Origin of the sequence: Arthrobacter wenxiniae (genome assembly GCF_013376105.1) — a bacterium.
In the GTDB taxonomy this organism is placed as follows: Bacteria; Actinomycetota; Actinomycetes; order Actinomycetales; family Micrococcaceae; genus Specibacter; species Specibacter wenxiniae.
In genome coordinates this window covers 17,406-36,789 of record NZ_JAAMFM010000015.1, presented here as the reverse complement: position 1 = coordinate 36,789, position 19,384 = coordinate 17,406, and the positions used below count along the sequence as shown (strand labels likewise).

Here is a 19,384-nt window from a genome sequence, read left to right as displayed (position 1 = left end):
ACCCCCAGCATGGAGCGTCACACATGTCCCGCATCTTGCCCGTCATCGCAGCACAGGCCCCGCCACGGCTCATCGGCGAGCCCCTCACCGGCTTTGCCCGGGAAGTCCGCGCCGTCCTGGCGCACCAGCCCGACGCCAGGCTGGTGGTGTTTCCCGAACTCCACCTCTTTGGCGACGGCGCACCGGACCGGCAGCGCGCCGATGCGCTGCAGGCCTCGGCGGAACCGCTCACCGGCCCCCGCGTCAGGGGACTCCGGAGGATTGCCGAGGACCTTGGGGTCTGGCTGGTCCCCGGCAGCATCTGCGAGCGCGGGGAGGATGGGCAGCTGTTCAACACGCAGCTGGTCCTTTCCCCCGACGGCGGGATAGCCGGCTTCTACCGGAAGATCTTCCCTTGGCGGCCCTTTGAGCCATATGATCCCGGGCACGAATTTGTGACCGTGGACCTGGACGGCTTCGGCCGGGCCGGGCTCAACATCTGCTACGACGCGTGGTTCCCAGAGGTCACCCGGCAGCTGGCCTGGATGGGAGCGGAGGTCATCATCAACGTGGTGAAGACCACCACCCCGGACCGTGAGCAGGAACTGGTCCTGGCCCGGGCCAACGCCATCACCAACCAGGTCTTCGTGGTGAGCGTGAACTGCGCCGGCCCCACCGGCCAGGGCCGCAGCATCATCGTGGACCCGGAAGGCCGCGTCATCACCGAGGCCGGCTCGGCGGAACCCGCCGTGCTCACCGCCCAACTGGACCTGTCCGCCGTCGAACATGTCCGCCGCCACGGAACGGCCGGCCTGAACCGCATGTGGTCCCAGTTCCGCCCCGGCGAGCCCGCAATCGAGCTCCCCGTCTACCAGGGCCGGATCGACCCGGCCACCTGGACCCCCGTTCTCCGCTCATCGAGGAGCATCGCATGACAACGCAAGCAACCCTGATCCGCACCCTGAACCTCCGTTCCCTGGTCCTGTTCGGGCTGGCCTACCTGACGCCCATCATTGTGCTGGGCATCTTCGGCATCATCGCCGAAACCACCGGCGGGGCCTCCCCGTCCGCCTACCTCGTGGCCATGGTGGCCATGCTGTTCACGGCCCACAGCTACGGGCGCATGTCCGTGGCCTACCCGGTGGCCGGTTCCGCGTACACGTATGTGCGCAAGTCAATCGACCCGCGCGTCGGCTTCCTGGTGGGCTGGGCCATCCTGCTCGACTACCTGTTCCTGCCCATGGTCATCTGGCTCATTGGCGGCTCGTTCCTCAGCGCGCAGTTCCCGGGCATCCCCATCGCCGTGTGGATCCTGCTGTTCATCGCCATCACCACGTTCCTGAACATCCTGGGCATCAAGGTCGCGGACAAGGCCAACTACGTGCTCATGGCGTTCCAGATCCTGGTTATCGTGTTCTTCGTGGCCCTCTCGATCGGCCACATCGTGCACGCCTCCGGTGCGGGCGGGCTGGCCAGTTCGACGCCGTTCGTCAACGCCGGCACGAGCCTGGGCACCATCAGCGCCGGCGCCGCCATTGCCGCCTACTCCTTCCTCGGCTTCGACGCCGTCACCACCCTGACGGAGGAGACCATCGACCCCAGGAAGAACATGCCCCGGGCCATCATGCTCATCGCCCTCATCGGCGGCGGCATCTTCGTGGTGGTTGCCTACTTCACGCAGCTTGTCCACCCCGGGGGCGCGTTTGCCGACTCCGCCTCGGCCGCCAGCGAGATCGCCCTGCAGATCGGGGGCACGTTCTTCGGCGCCGTGTTCCTGGCCGGCCTGGTCGCGGCGCAGTTCGCCTCCGGCCTGGCGGCGCAGGCCAGCGCCTCCCGCCTGATGTATGCCATGGGCCGCGACTCAGTCCTCCCCAAGGCCGTGTTCGGCCGGCTCAACGCCAAGTACCACACGCCCGTCGCCAACATTGTGATCGCCGGGACCATCGGCCTGATCGCCATCTTCCTGGACGTGGCCACGTCGACGTCGTTCATCAACTTTGGCGCCTTCACGGCCTTCACGATGGTCAACGTCTCGGTGATCTTCCACTTTGTCCGCGCACGGCGGGCGGGCCGGCACCTGAACCCGGTCAGCTACGTCGTGGTGCCCGCCGTCGGCGCGGTGATCTGCGGCTACCTGCTCTCGCAGCTGGACATCCACGCCCTCACGCTGGGCCTGTGCTGGCTGGCCCTGGGCATTGTGGTGCTGCTGTTCATCACGAAGGGGCTGCGCAAGGCCCCGCCGGAAATGGCCACCCTGGAAGAAGCGGTAGTCTAGGCGCATCGAGCCGCCCCCCACGGAAAGGTCCCCACGTGCGCATCGCCCTGGGCCAGCTGGCATCCGGCACCGACACCGCCGCAAACCTGCGCGCCATCGACGCGTTCGCCGGGCGGGCGGCCGCGGCGGGTGCGGCGCTGGTGGCCTTCCCCGAATACGCCAGCTATGAAAAGAAGAAGATCGACGCGACCTTCCCGGCGGCGGCCCAGCCGCTGGACGGGGAGGTGGGCGCCGAACTCTCCCGGATCGCCGCGCGCCACCGCGTTGCCCTGGTCGCCGGCGTGGTGGAGTCCTCCCCGGACCCGGCCCGCGCCTACAACACGCTCGCGGCATTTGGCGCCGACGGCGGGCTGCTGGCCGCCTACCGCAAGATCCACCTGTTTGATGCGCAGGGCTTCCAGGAGTCCGCCTTTGTTGCCCCTGCCCCGTCCACGGACCCGGTCACCTTCGACGTGGGAGGCCTGCGTTTTGGCCTGCTGACCTGCTACGACCTCCGGTTCCCGGAACAGGCACAGGCCCTGTCCGACGCCGGATCCCAGGTCCTGCTGGCCTGCTCGTCCTGGGTGCCGGGGGAGCTGAAGACGAACCAGTGGCGCACCCTGCTGGCCGCCCGCGCCATTGAAAACAGCCTCTACGTTGCGGGCGTGAGCCAGGCTCCGCCTGTGTCGGTGGGCAATTCGCTGCTGGCCGGCCCCATGGGCGAGGTGGTGGCGGAGCTCGGTCTCGACCCGGGCGTCCTCACCGCGGACGTTTCCCCGGATTCCATGGCGGAGGTCCGCCGGCACTTTCCGGTGCACCGACAGCGCCGCCTGCGCTAGCCGGACGGCACCGCCGCATCAGTCATCCCCCGCACCCCGGCAGCTGTGAGTCAGGTGCTGCGGGGCAGGGCGTCGGGGACGGGCGCCGCGGCGGACTCCTCAATGTAGCGCTTGGGGTTGATCATGACGGCGCCCGTCATCATGACCGCCAGGCACACGCCCAGTGTGGCGAAGGACCAGGTCCAGGATCCGGTGGCGTCGTGGATGGTGCCAAAGAACAGGGGGGCGATGCCTGCCCCGGCGTAGCCCACGCCCTGGCTGAATCCGGACAGCACCGCGGACCCGTGCGTGGTCCGCGAGCGCAGGTTCACCATCAGCAGCGCCGTGGCGAAGGTGCCCTGGCCCAGCCCGGCGGACGTCGCCCACAGCCAGGTGCCGTCCATCGGCGAGAAGTAGAGGCCCAGGTGCCCGATCGTCCAGAAGAGGGCGAAGAGCGAAATCGCGACGATCGGGTTTTTCATGCGCGGCACCCACAGCGGCACCAGCAGGCTGACGGGCAGGCCCAAAATGGCGAAATAGGCCAGCGCCGACCCGGCCGTGGCCGGGTCAAGTCCGTGGCCGGTCAGGTACGGCGGCAGCCAGGTGAAGTAGACGTAGGTCTGCGCCGAGTTGCCGGCCAGGAAGATGGCCAGCCCCCAGGCCACCGGCGAGCGCCACGGCACCAGCCGGGGCGCGGCGGCAGGTGCGGCGCCCCGGCTCCCGGCCCCGGCGGAACCGGGGACGGCAGCGCCGGGTGCGCGGCCGGCGTCGTCCGCGGCGGCATCAGCGGCGGCCCGGCGCACCCGCCGGTCGCGCAGGGCCTGGACGGCCCACGGCAGCAGCACCAGGAAGCTGACCGAGGCCCACAGGCCGATGGACACGCGCCAGCCGGTCAGACCGGCCACCGGGACCGCCAGCTGCGGGCTCGCTGCCGTGCCCACGGCCAGCAGCGTCACATAGCCGGCCGTCACCACGCCCACCCGGTCCGGGAAGTACTTTTTCACCAGCGGCGGCAGCACCACGTTGCCGATCCCGTAGCCGGCCATGACCACGGCCGACCACCCCAGGAACGGCCACACGTGCCCGCTCCCGGCCCGCACCAGCTGCCCCACGACGGCGAGCCCGACTGCGGCAACCAGCACCTTTTCGAGGCCAAATCGGCAGATCAGCGCCGGCGTCAGCAGCCCGAATACGGCGAAAATGAGCGGCGGGAGCATGGCCAGCAGACCGATCGTGGCGGCGTCGAAGCCCAGCTCGGAGCGCAGCTCGCCCAGCAGGGGAGGCACCACGGAGACGGCCGCCCGCAGGCTCACGGCCATGACCATGATCCCCAGCAGGGCCCCAATGCGGCCGGTCCACGGCCTCTTCACGACAAAATTGCTCACCTGCCAAGGGTAGTCAATGCGTCGGCCATACCCGCACCGGCGTCCTTGGCGCGCGTCCTTGACCGGCGCCCTTGACCGGCGCCCTTGACCAGCGCCCTTGACCGGCGCCCTTGACCAGCGTCCTTGACCAGCCATGGGCCCCGCCATAGATTGGGACGTGGCCGCCACCCCGCGCGGCCGATTTTCCTTCCCGGCCGGCCGCGGCCGCCCACCAACCCCGGCAAGGACGCCCCCCATGGACACAGCACCGCAGCCCGCACCGCCCGCCACCAGGGAAGCCTGCGTGGCCGCCGACGCCGCCGATCCCCTGCGCCGCTTCCGCGATGACTTCCTGCTGCCGGACGGCGTCATCTACCTCGACGGCAACTCGCTCGGGGCCCGGCCGCGGACGTCGCCGGGCGTGGCCGCGCGCGTGATTGAACAGGAATGGGGCACGGGGCTGATCCGCAGCTGGAACACGGCCGGCTGGTTTGAGCTCCCCGGACGCCTGGGCGACAAGCTGGCGACGCTGATCGGCGCCGGGCCCGGCGAGGTGGTGGTCACTGACACCACCTCGCTGAACCTGTTCAAGTCGCTGGCCGCGGCGCTGCGCATCCAGCAGGCACAGGACCCGGCACGGAAGGTCATCGTGACCGAGCGCGACAACTTCCCCACCGACATCTACATGGCCGAGGGCATCGCCGACTTCCTGGGCCGGGGCTACACGGTGCGCCTCATTGACGAGGGCCAGCCGCTGGAGGCCGCGCTGGGGGGCGACGTGGCCGTCGTCGCACTGTCCCACGTCAACTACCGCACGGGGGCCATGTGGGACATGGCGTCCACCACCTCCCTGGTGCACGACGCCGGCGCCCTGGTGGTCTGGGACCTCGCCCATGCGGCCGGTGCCGTTCCGGTGGACCTGCGCGCGGCCGGGGCGGACTTTGCTGTGGGCTGCACGTACAAGTACCTCAACGGCGGCCCCGGCTCCCCCGCGTTCATCTGGGTCAACGCCCGCCACCAGGACCGTTTTTGGCAGCCGCTCTCCGGCTGGTGGGGGCATGCCCGGCCGTTTGCGATGGAGGACTCCTACGAGCCGGTGGCGGGGATCGGCCGCTTCCTGTGCGGAACGCAGCCGGTGGTGTCCATGGCGCTGGTGGAGTGCGGGCTCGATGTGAGCCTGGCGGCGGACATGGGCGCGGTGCGGGAGAAGTCGCTGGCGCTGACCGACCTGTTCATTTCGTTGGTGCAGGCCAGGCGCGGGTCACATCCGCTGGAGCTGGTCACGCCCCTGGACCGCGCCCGGCGCGGCAGCCACGTCAGCTACGCGCATCCGGATGGCTACGCCATCATGCAGGCGCTCATCAGCCGCGGCGTCATTGGCGACTACCGCGAACCCCAGGTCCTCCGCTTCGGCGTCACGCCGCTGTACCTGGGCTACGCCGATGTTTGGGACGCCGTGGACGCCCTTTTTGACATCCTCGACAACCGGCTGTGGGACGCGCCCCAGTTCCGGGAGCGGCTGCAGGTCACGTAGGGGCACGGCCGGCGAGACAGGGGCGCACGCGCGAGGCAGGGGCGGACGCGCGAGGCAGGTGCAGGCCCTCCCCTGCCTCGCGAGTCCGGCGCTTCCTCGCCGGAACTCTGGCAACCTTTGACCTGATTTTGCCTTGCCCGGACCGTGCCGGCCGGGTTATCCACAATCCCGAAACATCGCCTTGCCGGTCCTGCCGACGGAGGCAAGACTCGGTGCATGGGACAACGGACGCTGCAGGAACGGATGAACACCGCGTGGCCGGCCGGGACTCCGGTGGCAACAACCGCCCAGCTTGCCGGGGCCGGCGTTGGCGACCGTGTCCTGGCCGCCGCCCTGAAACAGGGGAACGTCTACCGCCTGCGACGGGGAGCCTATGTGCTGGCCGAAGTGTGGCAGATCCAAAAACCATGGGAACGGGACAAACTGAGGCTGTTGGCGCACATTGTGACAGCGCCGGGCAGCCCGCGTTATTCATATTTCAGCGCAGCACGGCTCCACGGCCTGTTCATCTGGAACTGCGGGCCCAAGGTGCATGTCTCGTCCATCTCCGCCACCTCCGGAACAGGCACCCCGAAGGATGTGGTCTCGCATCACGACAGGCTGGCGGCATCCGACCTCTGTTCCTTGCCTTTGCGCGACGGCCGGAACGTCACGGCCACCACGCTCGAACGCACAGTTGTGGACTGCGCCCGCACGGGCAGGTTTGCCGAGGCCGTCGTCATCGGCGACAGCGCCTTGCACCGGGGCGCCCGGATCGAGGTCATGTGGGCCATGGTCGCTGCCTTCCCCGGCCGCCGCGGAGTGCGGCGGGCAGCGCGGGTCCTCCAGGCGCTCGACGGCAGAAGCGAGTCGCCGGGAGAATCACGGACCCGCCTGATCATTGTGGACATGGACATCCCGCAGCCCGAACTTCAGCTTGAACTGTGGGTGGACGGGCACCTCTACCGCCCCGACTTTGCCTGGCGGGACCGAAAGGTCATCGTGGAGTTTGACGGCGACACGAAATATTTTGACTTCGGCCCCACCCCGCAGGTCCTGCTCGCGGAGCGGAAACGGGAGAAGCGGCTCATGGAGGCCGGGTGGCGGTTCGTTCGCCTCGAGTGGAAGGACCTGTCAAGCCCCGGGAGCGTGAAGGCACGGATTCTGGCCGCCCTCACCGCCTCCGAGGCCTCCGCCGTGGCTTAAACCATCGAGGCAGGGGCGGACTCGCGAGGCAGGTGCAGGCCCTCCCCTTCCTCGCGAGTCCGCCCCTTGCTCAGGGAAACCGGCACGGATTGACCGCGTTTCGCACAGGCAAGGCGACGTTCCGGCGACAGCTCGCGCCGGACAGCATCCCGTTTCGGCAGGATCACGCAGAATTTCACGGAGCAGGTCCTAGGATGTAAGCAAGAGGTGGAATTTGGGCTGCCGGGGCCCGCCACATGCGCACGGCATGCAAGTCCCGGCCGGCACTGGCAACGGCCCTGCCTCACCGGCCCGGAAGGAAGCGCACCCCATGGATGCAGCCCAGATCGGCGCGGCGCTCCGCGCCCGGCGGCACGCCCTGGACCTGACCCAGGTCGAGACGGCGGACCTGGCGGACATTTCCCCCCGCGTGCTCAGCGACCTGGAGAACGGCCGCGAGACCGTGCGCCTGGACATCCTTGCCGCCGTGGCCAACGCCCTGGGACTGAGCCTGAACCTGACGGTGCAGGCACCATGAAGGATCCCGAGGACGCCAAGAAGATCCACCACGCCGTGGTCTACAAACAGGGCCGCCCCGCCGCGACCCTGACCCGGCATGCCCGCGCGGGGGTTGTCTTTTCCTACCTGCCCAGCTACCTCAGCTCCGGCGGGCCCGCCATCGCGGCCACTCTGCCCGCGCTGGACGTGCCCGTGACCCTGGCCCACGGCACCGTGCCGGCGTTCTTTGCCGGACTGCTGCCCGAGGGGGAGCGCCTCGCCAAGCTGCGGTGGGCCGTGAAGACCACCATCACAGACGAGTTCTCCCTTCTGCTCGCCGCCGGCCAGAACCCGGTGGGCGACGTCCGGATCGTGCCCGCGGGGGAGCCCCTGGAGGAAGTGCCGCCCCTGCTGGCCGTTGCCGGGACCATGGACGCCGTCCGGTTCGCGGACTTTGCCGCCGTCCCCGGCCCCGTCGACCCGTCCGCGCTGCCGGGCCTGCAGGACAAGGTCACCGCCTCCTATGTCCACGACAAGGACCCCTCGCGGGCGTACATCCTCAAGTTCAACGACGGCAGCCACGCCCGCCAGGTGGAGACAGAACACCTGCTCCTCTCCAAGGCAAAGGCGCTGTCCATTCCCGTGGCCGCCTCCCGCCTGGTGTACGACGGCGTTGGCCAGGCCGCCCTGCTCGTCTCCCGTTTTGACCGTTCCCCGGCAGGGCCCCTCGCCACGGAGGACGGCGCGCAGCTGCTCGGCCTGCCGCCCTCGCGCAAGTACGACGTCCCCACCGAGGCGGTGGCCGCGGCCGTTGTCGCCATGTGTTCGGCGCACGTGCTGGCCGCCCGCAACGTGTTCCTGCAGTTCCTGTTCAGTTGGCTGACCGGCAACGGCAACCTGCATGCCAAGAACATTTCCGTGGTCCGCCAGCCCGGCGGGGAATGGTTTGTGGCGCCGGCCTACGACCTTCAGTGCACGCTGGCGGCGGAGATTGAGCAGGGCTTTGCCGCCGGTGTACCGGGCGGCATCCTGACCGAGCTGACCGACGGCGACCCGTCCCGCGACCCGGGCATGGCACTGCCGCTCGGAGGCAGCGCCGGGAGCCGGAACGGGCTCGGCCGCAACGACTGGCTGCGGTTCGCCCGCACCCTGCACCTGCCCGAGCGGCTCGCGGCAAAGAGCATCGAGAAGGCAATGGCCGCCTCCGCCCTGGCCGCGGCGGAACTGCCGTTCGAGCGGGACGTCAGTGCCGCCGTCGTCCGCGTCCTGGGCATCCGGCGCACCGCCATGCTGCCCTGACACGTCCCACAGGCCGTAGGTGTTTTTGCTGACGCCTTGACGGTAAAATGTCTGTATGCCACGAATAGCCGCCCCGAGCAATGCGGCGCAGCGCGAGCAGACGCAGCGCAAGATTCTCGACGCCTTTGGCGAACTCCTGTTCAGCCACGGCCTTCCGGGACTGACCATGACCGACGTCGCGCGCACCGCCGGCGTTGGCCGCACCGCCGTCTACAACTACTTCGCGGACCTGGAACAGCTCCTGGTGGCCTACGCGCTGGACGAAACGGGGCGCTTCGTCACGGACCTCAAAACGGATCTTGGCGGTCTTGACAACCCGGTGGACAAGCTGTCGCTGTATGTCCGCGCCCAGCTCGAGGACCTCAGCCGCCGGCACCTGCCGCCGGGGCCCGCCATGCGGTCGGTGCTGTCCGGGGAATCGTTTGCGAAGCTGGCCGTGCACGTTGGCGAGCTGAACCAGCTGCTCGCGGACATCCTGCGCGACGGCATGGACCGGCGCTTCCTGCCCGAGGCCGACGTGGACGGACTGGTCCAGCTGATCCACGGCTCGCTGACGGCCAGCGCGGCGCGGCGCAATGCGGACACCCCGGACGAGGAACGCATTGCCGCCGCCGTCCGGTTCATCCAGGCGGGCGTTGGCGCCGTGTTCGACGACGACGGGCGCCCCGCCACGATCGGGTAGCGTGCCGGTTCAGCCCGCCGTGGCCGGCGCCTTGGCCGTGGGGCTCAGCCGCGGGCAGGACAGGGCGCCGGGCGTCTGGTCCACCTTTTTCGCGTCGACAAGTCCCGTGTAGCTGCTGGTCACGATGAAGTCGACAGTGGCGTCCTTCCGGTCGTCCTGGACGTACTCGGACCCGGCCACGTTGCGCTGGAGGTTGAAGGCGGCCGCCCGGCCGGCCGTCCCGGAGACCACCACCGCCGGGGCGTCATAGGGGGTCCCGCCGTTCGCCACGGCCTTGACCTTGTAGCCGCGCTTCTTCAGCTCGGCGGCAACGCCCGCTGCCAGCCCTTCCTTCCGCCCGCCGTTGTAGACGTTGACTGCCACGTCCTTGTTGGCCGGATAGTCAAAGGGTCCTGAGGGGCAGGTCTCGGGGGCGGCGGAGTGCTTGGCGGCGCCAAAGTGGACCACCAGTTCCCCGCGCTGGATCATGCCCGCGAGCACCACGCCGGCCACCACCAGGGCGAGCAGCAGCACCAGGGTGATGCCGTGGGTTATGCGGCGGCGGACGGTCCCGGGGGCATATTCGGGCGTCTCCGGCTCGGGAAACGCCTCGGCCAGCGCCGCGGAGTCTATGACATGGTGCCCGCGCAGGAAGTGCACGTCCTTGGACCGCTTCCGGGCCAGCCGCTCCTCGTAGGCCTGGTCCTTGGCCTGGCGTCTTGCCTCCCGCGCGGCCATGCGCGCCTGGCGTGCGGTGAGCTGGACGCCGTCGTCCGGGGAACCGTCCGGGGAGCTGTCAATCATCGATCACCAACACGCGGGCGTGGAGTATGGTCCGCTGGTGCAGGGCGGTGCGCACAGCCCTGTGCAGCCCGTCCTCAAGGTAAAGCGTGCCGTGCCACTGCACCACGTGTGGAAAGAGGTCACCGAAGAAGGTCGAATCCTCGGCCAGCAGCGCCTCCAGGTCCAGCTGGGCCTTGGTGGTCACCAGGTCGGCCAGGCGGACCTGACGCGGGGCCACGGCCGCCCAGTCCTTGGGCGTGACGTAGCCATGGTCCGGATAGGGTCGCTGGTCGCCCACTGCTTTGAAGATCACTTCTACAGACTATGGATTGGATGTCCCCATGGGAACTGCCGCCCATCCGAGCCGGGGGTGTGTTGCCAAATGGTTACAGTCGGGTTCGGCGCACGGGGCGAAGGCTGCGATCATGGGACCATGACGAGAGAAGCCCCGCCGCTGGCCCTGTTGTTGGACGTGGACGGCCCCATTGCCAGCCCCGTGACCCGCACCGTGTCCGCCGGGATCATCACGAGCCTGATCGCCCTGGTGGCCGAGGGGATCCCCGTGGTCTTCAACACCGGCCGCTCCGACACGTTCATCGCCGAGCAGGTCATGGGCCCCATGATCAACGCCGGACTGCCCGCCCGTTCCGTGGTGCACGCCATCTGCGAAAAGGGCGCCACCTGGTTCAGCTTCACGGCCAACGGCCCGGGCACCGTCCACCTGGACCGCGGGCTGGCCATGCCGGAGGCGTTCGGGGAGGACATCCGCACCCTGGTGGCCGCGCGGTATGCCGAGCTCATGTTTTTCGACGGGACGAAGCGGGCCATGGTGTCCGTGGAGCAGCAGGTCACGGTCGACAACGCCGACTACCTGGCCCAGCAGGACCGCTTCGACGCCGAGGTCCTCGAGCTGCTGGCCCGCCACGACCTCGGCGCGGTCCGGCTCGACCACAGGGCCCCGGCCGCCTCGGGACGTGTTGACTACCGGGTGGACCCCACCATCATTTCCACCGACATCGAGTCCGTCCGCCTTGGCAAGGACCTCGGCGCCAGCCGGGCCGTGGAGCTGCTGGCCGCGCAGGGGATTGTCCCGGAGGCGTGGCGGACCATGGGGGACTCCCGGACCGACTACGCCATGGCCGACTGGCTGCACCACCAGGACCACCGGGTCAAGCATGTGGATGTGCGCCCGGACGACGGCGTTCCCCCGAAGCCATACCCCGTCCTCACCTCGGTGGACCTGGGCCTGGACAGGGACGTCATCCACGATGACGCGGGCGCCGCCTTCCTCAAGGCCTGGCTTGACGCCGTGACAAGCTAGGCGGCGAGGGCCGCGTCCACGGCCGCCACCAGCTCGGGTGCGTCCGGCGTGACCGCAGAGCCAAAGCGGACCAGCACCTCGCCGTCGTGGTTGAGCAGGAACTTCTCAAAGTTCCACTTGACGGGCTCGGCGCCGTCGTTCGTCAATGCGGCGTAGAGGGGGTGCGCGTCGGGGCCGTTGACGTCGGCCTTGGCTGCCAGTGTGAACGTCACGCCGAAGTTCTTGCGGCAGAAATCGGCGATCTCCCCGTCCGTGCCGGGCTCCTGCCCGCCAAACTGGTTGCAGGGCACGCCAAGGATTTCCAGGCCGCGCGCGTGGAACCTCTCGTAGAGGGCCTCGAGCGCGTCATATTGGGGCGTGAACCCGCACTGTGAGGCAACGTTGACCACCAGGACGGCCTTGCCGCCCAGCGCGCCAAGGCTGCTTTCGCTGCCGTCGTTGAGGGTCAGGGGAATGCTCTGCAAGGTTGGGGTAGTCACATTTTCAGTCTATTACACGGCGGCTCAGCTGTTCAGACCGCGCGCAGCCACGGCCCAGGTGCCGGCAGGCGCGCCGTCCCGGACCACCACCAGTTCGTCGGCCAGGTTGACCGCGGCACAGACGTGGTTGGGCACGACCTGGAGGATGTCACCGCGCCGGGGCAGGGGCATCCGCTCCGGGATGGCCACCGTTGCATGGTGTTCGGAGAGGGCCGTGATCCGGGCTTCGGGAATGCCCAGGATGCGCCCGCCTCCCGTGGCCCATGCAGGCTGGTCGGCGCCGAGGACCTTGCTGCCCGCGTCGAGGATCACGTTGCGGCCCGCGCTGCTGACCACGGTGGCGACGGCGGTGAGCGCAACGTCGTCCCACCCGCAGGTGCCCAGCTCCACCTGTTGCGCGTCGTTGAACACGTACACGCCGGGGCGGATTTCATTGAGCACGCCGGCGTCCGCCTCCGCGGCGGTGGGCGTTGACCCACCGCTGACAGTGCCGGCGGCGATGCCGGCGGCCGCCAGGGACGCCACCGCCGCCGAAAGCGCCGCTGCCTCCTGCCCGGCGGCCGCCCGGCGCTTCCCCGGCCCGTAGCCGTGGCCGGGGAACGTGAAGACGCCCGCCACGGCGAGCCCGTTGTCCAGGGCCGCCTGAGCCACGGCGTCCGCCTCTTCCGGGCGGCATCCGCTGCGGTGGTGGCCGCTGTCAATTTCCACCACGACCTGCACGTCGCCGCCTGCCACGGCCCGGCCCAGCTCACGGGCGGCGTCCGCAGAGTCGAGGCCGATCCGCAGTGCCGCACGGGAGGCCAGCGCGCCAACCCGTGCCGCCCGCGCCGGGGTCACCCACAGGGGGTAGGCCAGGAACAAGTCCGTGCAGCCGGCGTCGGCGAACACCTCTGCCTCGCCCAGGGTTGCAACAGTGAGGCCGACGGCGCCCAGCGCCAGCTGGCGGCCGGCGATCTCCGGCACCTTGTGGGTCTTGGCGTGGGGGCGCAGGGAGAGGCCGGCCATGGCGGCCCGGTCCGCCATTGCGGCGAGGTTCCGGTCCATCGTGGCGGCGTCGACGCACAGGAACGGCGTGGAGGGGAACCCGGGGGCGGCAAAGTTGAGCTGATCCATGGCTTCATGATGCCACGCGGGAAGATCCCCGCCACGCCGGGGTGCGGCCCGGGACACAGGGCAAAAAAGTAGTCCCGGAGCCTGCCAAGGCAGGTCCGGGACTACTTTTAGGTGCGGAGGATGGGGGATTTGAACCCCCGAGGGCGTTAACCCAACACGCGTTCCAGGCGTGCGCCATAGGCCGCTAGGCGAATCCTCCAGCTGCCGTGGCGAACACGGCAGGTTCAAGAGTACCTGACGAAGTGCCCAAGTCACGAATCCGGCCCGGCCTCGCAGTCACCGGTCAAGAAAGAGGGGTAGTGGGGCCCCGTTCAAGCCCCACTGCCCCCATTTCTTATGCGGTCCATCGGAAGGCAGACCTTCTTGCAGGGGACGGACGCGCTAGGTGCCAGTCCCTGCACTCCTCCGCGGTGCTCCCTCCGCGGGTGGTGTGCATTCGCAACTTTACAACATTGTCACGCCTGTGTGACATTTTGTGGCCATATATTTCAGAATTTGAAACATTGCCGTCTCAGTTCAACAGGCTGCCCGGGCGCGGCGCCCCGTTGTGGGGCCAGGCACAGGGCCGGCGCGGCCCCGCTTGGGTCCCTATCTGAGTCCTTGCCGTACCGCCAGCGCGGCGACGACAAATCCTGCCACGGCAAAGACGACAGTCATGATCCCCAGCAGCACCTGCTGGTCGGCGTGGTGGTGCACCCGCTGGGTACTGTTGGTGGAGAAGGACTCGATGCGCAACACGGCGGAAATGCCGCAAATGAACGCCAGCGCCAGGAATATCCATTGCAAAATTCCGTAGATCATGACTACCGTCATCTCCTCAGGGCCTCGGGCAGCGGGGCGTGGCGGCCCGGGGCTTAATCGCGGCCAAATGCAGGAGCGCCCCTGTGGCGAACGTACCACCCCGGCCTCCAAATTGGTATGGCCGCACGGCCCCAGCGGCGCCTATCGTGGATTCGCCCGTCCCCGTTCCGTCGGGTAAGCTGATTCCCGGCCCCTCATGTGGCGTCACCCTGTGAACTCCCCCAGGACCGGAAGGTAGCAAGGGTATGCGGGCTCTGGCGGGTGCATGGGGGGTCTTTATTTTCTCCCGGACTTATCCCCAGCAACGCGTAGGAATCTGCTGGCGACCGGCCATTTGTCAGGCAGATTGGATAGGGTTTTAACTGTGAGCGCACCAACAGCCCTGTACCGCCGGTACCGTCCCGATTCCTTTGCGGACGTGATCGGCCAGGAGCATGTGACGGCTCCCCTCATGGCCGCGCTGGAAAAGGACAGGGTCAACCATGCCTACCTGTTCTCCGGCCCCCGAGGCTGCGGAAAGACCACTTCCGCGCGAATCCTGGCACGCTGCCTGAACTGCGCCCAAGGCCCCACCTCACACCCCTGCGGCGAGTGCGACAGCTGCATCGAGCTGGCGCGCGGGGGTGCCGGCTCCCTCGACGTGATTGAAATTGACGCGGCCAGCCACGGCGGTGTGGACGACGCCCGCGACCTGCGTGAGCGCGCCACCTTCGCGCCCATCCGGGACCGCTACAAGATCTTCATCATCGACGAGGCCCACATGGTCACCTCGGCAGGGTTCAACGCCCTGCTAAAGATTGTCGAAGAGCCGCCGGAGCACATCAAGTTCATCTTCGCCACCACGGAGCCGGACAAGGTCATCGGCACCATCCGCTCGCGCACCCACCACTACCCGTTCCGCCTGGTCCCGCCGGAGCCGCTCATGGCGTATTTGGCACGCCTGTGCGAACAAGAAGACGTGCCTGTGGCGCCCGGGGTGCTTTCGCTGGTGATCCGCGCCGGCGGCGGTTCCGTCCGGGACTCGCTGTCCGTGCTTGACCAGCTCATGGCCGGCGCCGGCACAGCCGGGCTGGACTACGAGCTGGCCGTTGACCTGCTGGGCTACACACACGCGTCCCTGTTGGATGACGTAGTGGAGGCCCTGGCCGCCAACGACGCCGCCACCGTGTTCAAGTCCGTGGACCGGGTCATCCAGACCGGGCACGATCCCCGCCGCTTTGTCGAGGACCTGCTGGAGCGCTTCCGCGACCTCATCATTGTCCAGGCCATGCCGGAAAGCGCCCACGCCATCCTGCGCGGCACCCCGGACGAGCTCATTGCCCGCATGCAGACACAGGCCGCCCAGCTTGGTGCCTCCGAGCTCTCGAGGGCCGCCGACGTCACCAACACGGCCTTCAACGAGATGACGGGCGCCACCTCGCCGCGCCTGCACCTGGAACTGCTCGGCGCCCGCCTCCTGCTGCCCGGGGCGGATTCCTCCACCCGCGGCATGGCCGCACGCCTCGACGCCATGGAACGCCGCCTCAACTACGGTGGGGCCCCGGCGGGCGCGGAGTTCGCCGCTGCGGCGCCTTCCCCGGCACCGGCGGCCGCACCCGTCCAAAGTACGACGCCGTCCCTTGCCGACGCCGCCCCCGCCGCCCCGGGCGGCGGGCTGGCTGCCGTGCGCGCCCAACTTGCCAAGGCCAAGGCGGAAGCCGGCGCGCAGATGGCCCGCCGCCACCAAGACGGCGCGCCGGATGCCACCGCCCCGGCGGCCGGGTCCCCGAGGCAGGCGGCCCCGGCGGCCGCCGCCTCGCAGGCGCCAGCTCCGACCGCGCCCGCACCCGTGTCGACACAAGTGCCTGTGGTCCGGGCCCCCGGCCGGGCGCCCACCTGGGACGACCTCGACGCCGCTCCTACGGCCCCCGCAGGGCAGCAGGCGGCTGCCCCGGCTGCGCAGCACGAAACGGCGCCGGCGCCGGAGCGGGCGGCAGCCCGGGTTCAGGGGCAGGCTCCCGCGCCGGCCGCGCAACAGGGACCGACGCCGCAGGCTTCCGGCGGCGGCACGGGGATCGAGGTCATACGCCGCGCGTGGCCGGAAATCCTGTCCAACCTCAGCAACATCCGCAAGGCGTCGTGGGCCATCGTGAACCAAAATGTGGTTCCCCGCGCCTTCGACGGCGAAACGCTCCGGGTGGCACTCCCCACCACGGCGCTGATCCAAACCTTTGGCAACAGCGGCCACGCCGACAACCTCCGCCAGGCCATCCACACCACGCTGGGGATCACCTGCCAGCTTGACCCCATCACGGGCGATGCTCCGGACCCGGGATCGAGCGCTGAGCCAAACCCAAAAGGACCGGCTGACCCGGGGACGGCCGGCATTGCCGGCGGTCCCCGTGCCGGCAATGCGCCCGCCAGCGCCGACCAGCCACCCGCTGCGGCGCCGCAACCGCCTTCGGTCCAGAACCGCCCGCCGGCCCCGACCACCCAGTCACACCCGTCTCCCGCGGCGGTGTCCCCGCCAGCACCGGCCCCCGTGCCGCCGTCCCCGGCAGCACCAGCCCCGGCAGCACCAGCCCCGGCAGCACCAGCCCCGGCCCCGGCCGCACCATCCTCGGCAATGCCAGACCCGATGGCCGGGAACGGGCAGCCGGCGGCCGGGGCGGGCCCCGGAGTTCAGGTCTCGGACTGGGACGGACCCATCCCCGAGGAACCCAGCTGGGCGGACGAACCGCCCTTTGACGACTGGGCCGAGCCCGCAACCCAGCAATTCCGCGATGCCCCGCCCGTGCCGGGAGCACCCCAGCCCGCCCATGCCGCGGCTGCCAAGTCGGCTCCCTCCCATCCCGCGCCGGCGGCCGGGGGGCAGCAACCCACCAGCTCGCCTGGGCACACTCCGGACCCGCGCTCCGGCGGGCAGGCTCCGCCGGAGGCCGAACCGGCCGCGCAGCCAACGGTGCCGTACCGGCCGAAGGTCTCCCCCATTTCGGCGTGGACCACGGGCTGGGACCTGCCCGCGGACAACCCGGCGGAGACACCCGCGCGAGCTCCCAGGGAGCCGGCGGCACCCCGGCGCAGCCAATTGCTGGCGGCACAGGCAGGGGCTGCCGGATTGGTCAGCCCGCAGGAAGCGCCGCAGGACTGGGGCGTCTCCCTGGGCGGCCCGTCGCGGAACCACGTGGCCGACCCCGGCTGGGGCGCCCCCGCCAACGCCCCCGAATGGGCCCAGCCCGCGGCCTCCCCGTCAACGGGTGCTGCGCCAACCGGTGCCGCGTCCGCCGCTCCCGTCTCGGGCGGCCCATCCCCGGCAACAACGCAGGCGGCGCCCGGCCAGCCGGGGGCCCGTAATGCGGTGGCAGCCCCCTCCCCCGCACCGTCCGCCGCAGCAGGCCAAGCCGATTCGGAGCAGGCAGGCGGGCAGAACGTGTCGGGGGAAACGGCGTCGTACACGTCCCCGGACGCACAGTCCGATGGGGAAAAGCTGAGCAGGTACCAGCGGCTGGCCAACAGCCCCGAGGCGCAGGCCGGCCGCACCCGTGTGCAGGCGCGGCCGGCGGGCACACCGTATGAGGAGGACGTCCCGAGCGAGGATGACGTCACCATCGAGGAGTCGGGCGTGGCCGGGCAGGCCGCCGTGGAGCGTATTCTGGGCGGACAGCTGGTGGAGGAAAGACCGCTCAACGGCGGCAGCTACTGACCCGCACGGCCTTCACTTTCACCCGCCAGCGCCGGAACCAAAAGAATTGAGTCAAAAGTGTACGAGGGAGCAGTCCAGGAGCTCATCGACGAACTGGGGCGCCTGCCGGGAATCGGCCCCAAGTCCGCCCAGCGGCTGGCATTCCACATCCTGGAGGCGGACACCGAGGACATGCAGCGCCTGGTCCGTGCCATCGTCACGGTGAAGGAACGGGTCAAGTTCTGCACCATCTGCGGCAATGTCACCGAGTCCGAAACCTGCACCATCTGCCGGGACGAGCGCCGGGACCCCACTGTCATCTGCGTTGTGGAGGAGTCCAAGGACGTGCTGGCCGTGGAACGCACCCGCGCGTTCAGGGGCCGCTACCATGTGCTCGGCGGCTCCATCAATCCGATTGCCGGGATCGGCCCGGACCAGCTGCGCATCCGAGAGCTGCTGACCCGGCTCAACGACAGCCGGATCGAGGAAATCATCATCGCCACCGACCCCAACCTGGAGGGAGAGGCGACGGCCACGTACCTGTCGCGCATGCTGAAAACGATCGGCATCGCCGTGACGCGGCTCGCCTCGGGCCTGCCCGTGGGCGGCGACCTTGAATACGCCGACGAGGTCACCCTGGGGCGGGCCTTCGAGGGCCGGCGCAACGCACTGACCTAAGGTGCGTGGCCGTCCCGGCCGGCCCCGCTGGAGAAGACGACGGCTCTGAGGAACAAAGAGGCGTCGTCATCTCCAACGCGTCAACGGGTTTGCGTGCGCGAAAGACCCGCCAGCCGCTGCCGGGTGGGCGTGCCGGGCGTCGGAACGTAAAGCACAAAGTGCAGCTCGGGCGCGTCCGAGGGGACCAGCCGGTGCTGGTCAAACACCAGTTCCCCGACCGCCGGGTGGAGGAACACGCGCTGCCGCGAGGAAAAGCGTTCGACGCCCCTGTCCGCCCAGATCCTCGCGAACTCCGGGCTGGCCGCCTGGAGCCTGGCCACCAGGGACGCGTGGGCCGTCGAACCCAGCCGGGGCCCCGCCTCCGCACGGAACTCTGCGACGAAATGCCGCGAGGTCTCCTCCCAGTCCGGCAGCATCCGCCGCAGCTGCGGGTCGGTGAAAATCAGCCACAGCAGGTTCCGCTCGGCAGCGCCCACCCCGGCAATGCGCGAATACAGCAGCGCATACGCGGCGTTCCAGCCGGCAATCCCCCAGTCCGGGGCCACGGCAAACGCCGGAAAGTCCAGCGCGTCCAGCAACGCCTGGAGGTGCGGCGGCGCGGCCTCGATCGCCGCCACCTCCTCGGAGGGGATGGCGGCATAGCCGCCCATGGCCAGCAGGTACTGCTGCTCGGCGGAGGTCAGGCGGAGCACCCGCGCAACCGATTCGAGCACCTGGCGCGAGGCGTTGATGTCCCGGCCCTGTTCCAGCCACGTGTACCAGGTGACGCTGACGGCGGCGAAGGCGGCAATCTCTTCGCGGCGCAGTCCCAGCGTGCGGCTGCGCCCGATGGGGGGCAGGCCCAGTTCGGCACGGACCAGGTTGGCGCGGCGGTCGCGCAGGAACTGTCCCAGCTCCCGGCGTCGTTCTTCAATCACCCCTGTAAATCTAGCACTGCCACTACTAGTACCAGCACCGTCTTCCACCGCCGGGGCCAA

Annotated in this window: 18 protein-coding genes, 1 tRNA gene and 1 other RNA gene; 12 read left to right on the top strand and 8 right to left on the bottom strand. The window is 69.6% G+C overall.

The window, feature by feature from the left end:
• The first annotated feature begins 23 nt into the window (after nt 1-23).
• Genes G6034_RS11180 through G6034_RS11170 form a run of 3 tightly spaced genes read left to right on the top strand, consistent with a single transcriptional unit; the run spans nt 24 to nt 3,072 of the window.
• Complete coding sequence (locus tag G6034_RS11180; protein ID WP_176635195.1) at nt 24-914, top strand: carbon-nitrogen hydrolase family protein; 891 nt, start codon at nt 24-26, stop codon at nt 912-914.
• Nucleotides 911-2,254 carry an APC family permease gene (locus G6034_RS11175; RefSeq protein WP_176635194.1) on the top strand — a complete coding sequence of 448 codons (1,344 nt, stop codon included), beginning with the start codon at nt 911-913 and terminating at the stop codon, nt 2,252-2,254. The genes G6034_RS11180 and G6034_RS11175 overlap by 4 nt, the downstream gene beginning before the upstream one ends.
• Before the next feature lie 35 nt (nt 2,255-2,289).
• Nucleotides 2,290-3,072, top strand: a complete 783-nt coding sequence (locus G6034_RS11170; RefSeq protein WP_176635193.1) for a nitrilase-related carbon-nitrogen hydrolase — start codon at nt 2,290-2,292, stop codon at nt 3,070-3,072.
• 50 nt (nt 3,073-3,122) lie between these two features.
• Here G6034_RS11170 and G6034_RS11165 read toward each other — a convergent pair whose 3' ends face one another.
• On the bottom strand, nt 3,123-4,436 hold the full coding sequence (locus G6034_RS11165; protein ID WP_343038025.1) for an MFS transporter: 1,314 nt from the start codon (nt 4,434-4,436) through the stop codon (nt 3,123-3,125).
• A gap of 235 nt (nt 4,437-4,671) precedes the next feature.
• On the opposite strand from G6034_RS11165, the gene kynU reads away from it, so the two are divergent.
• From kynU to G6034_RS11140, 5 genes are all read left to right on the top strand, one after another.
• Nucleotides 4,672-5,949: a kynureninase gene (kynU, locus tag G6034_RS11160; protein ID WP_176635192.1), complete on the top strand. Its 1,278-nt coding sequence runs from the start codon at nt 4,672-4,674 to the stop codon at nt 5,947-5,949.
• Nucleotides 5,950-6,165: 216 nt separating this feature from the next.
• Complete coding sequence (locus G6034_RS11155) at nt 6,166-7,134, top strand: type IV toxin-antitoxin system AbiEi family antitoxin domain-containing protein (RefSeq protein ID WP_176635191.1); 969 nt, start codon at nt 6,166-6,168, stop codon at nt 7,132-7,134.
• 310 nt (nt 7,135-7,444) lie between these two features.
• A complete protein-coding gene (locus G6034_RS11150) occupies nt 7,445-7,651 on the top strand; it encodes a helix-turn-helix domain-containing protein (protein WP_176635190.1) in 207 nt (68 codons plus the stop codon).
• On the top strand, nt 7,648-8,910 hold the full coding sequence (locus G6034_RS11145; RefSeq protein ID WP_176635189.1) for a type II toxin-antitoxin system HipA family toxin: 1,263 nt from the start codon (nt 7,648-7,650) through the stop codon (nt 8,908-8,910). The genes G6034_RS11150 and G6034_RS11145 overlap by 4 nt, the downstream gene beginning before the upstream one ends.
• A gap of 55 nt (nt 8,911-8,965) precedes the next feature.
• Nucleotides 8,966-9,592 carry a TetR/AcrR family transcriptional regulator gene (locus tag G6034_RS11140; protein ID WP_176635188.1) on the top strand — a complete coding sequence of 209 codons (627 nt, stop codon included), beginning with the start codon at nt 8,966-8,968 and terminating at the stop codon, nt 9,590-9,592.
• A 9-nt stretch (nt 9,593-9,601) separates the two neighbouring features.
• Here the strand turns inward: G6034_RS11140 and G6034_RS11135 are convergent, their stop codons facing one another.
• Entirely contained in the window at nt 9,602-10,375 is a 774-nt protein-coding gene (locus G6034_RS11135) for a LytR C-terminal domain-containing protein (protein WP_176635187.1), read from the bottom strand.
• Nucleotides 10,368-10,667: a type II toxin-antitoxin system VapB family antitoxin gene (locus G6034_RS11130; RefSeq protein ID WP_176635186.1), complete on the bottom strand. Its 300-nt coding sequence runs from the start codon at nt 10,665-10,667 to the stop codon at nt 10,368-10,370. Before G6034_RS11130 ends, G6034_RS11135 begins: the two co-directional genes overlap by 8 nt.
• 120 nt (nt 10,668-10,787) lie before the next feature.
• Between G6034_RS11130 and G6034_RS11125 the strand changes: the two genes are divergently transcribed.
• A complete protein-coding gene (locus G6034_RS11125; RefSeq protein WP_176635185.1) occupies nt 10,788-11,675 on the top strand; it encodes a Cof-type HAD-IIB family hydrolase in 888 nt (295 codons plus the stop codon).
• On the opposite strand, the gene G6034_RS11120 is transcribed toward G6034_RS11125, so the two are convergent.
• From G6034_RS11120 to G6034_RS11105, 4 genes are all read right to left on the bottom strand, one after another.
• Nucleotides 11,672-12,154: a glutathione peroxidase gene (locus G6034_RS11120; RefSeq protein ID WP_176635184.1), complete on the bottom strand. Its 483-nt coding sequence runs from the start codon at nt 12,152-12,154 to the stop codon at nt 11,672-11,674. The two genes, G6034_RS11125 and G6034_RS11120, sit on opposite strands and share 4 nt — an antisense overlap.
• A 24-nt stretch (nt 12,155-12,178) precedes the next feature.
• Nucleotides 12,179-13,267 carry an alanine racemase gene (locus G6034_RS11115; RefSeq protein ID WP_176635183.1) on the bottom strand — a complete coding sequence of 363 codons (1,089 nt, stop codon included), beginning with the start codon at nt 13,265-13,267 and terminating at the stop codon, nt 12,179-12,181.
• Between the two features lie 114 nt (nt 13,268-13,381).
• Nucleotides 13,382-13,466, bottom strand: a tRNA-Ser gene (locus G6034_RS11110).
• A 389-nt stretch (nt 13,467-13,855) separates the two neighbouring features.
• The gene (locus G6034_RS11105) at nt 13,856-14,068 is read right to left on the bottom strand and encodes a hypothetical protein (RefSeq protein ID WP_176635182.1); all 213 of its coding nucleotides are present in this window, start codon (nt 14,066-14,068) and stop codon (nt 13,856-13,858) included.
• Nucleotides 14,069-14,253: 185 nt separating this feature from the next.
• Between G6034_RS11105 and ffs the strand changes: the two genes are divergently transcribed.
• The 3 genes from ffs (at nt 14,254) to recR (ending at nt 18,407) form a co-directional block, all read left to right on the top strand.
• Nucleotides 14,254-14,349: signal recognition particle sRNA small type (ffs, locus tag G6034_RS11100), an RNA gene on the top strand.
• A gap of 83 nt (nt 14,350-14,432) precedes the next feature.
• The gene (locus G6034_RS11095; RefSeq protein ID WP_176635181.1) at nt 14,433-17,750 is read left to right on the top strand and encodes a DNA polymerase III subunit gamma and tau; all 3,318 of its coding nucleotides are present in this window, start codon (nt 14,433-14,435) and stop codon (nt 17,748-17,750) included.
• A 57-nt stretch (nt 17,751-17,807) separates the two neighbouring features.
• A complete protein-coding gene (gene recR, locus G6034_RS11090) occupies nt 17,808-18,407 on the top strand; it encodes a recombination mediator RecR (RefSeq protein ID WP_176635180.1) in 600 nt (199 codons plus the stop codon).
• A gap of 80 nt (nt 18,408-18,487) precedes the next feature.
• Here recR and G6034_RS11085 read toward each other — a convergent pair whose 3' ends face one another.
• Nucleotides 18,488-19,324: an MmyB family transcriptional regulator gene (locus G6034_RS11085; RefSeq protein ID WP_176635179.1), complete on the bottom strand. Its 837-nt coding sequence runs from the start codon at nt 19,322-19,324 to the stop codon at nt 18,488-18,490.
• Between the last annotated feature and the right edge of the window lie 60 nt (nt 19,325-19,384).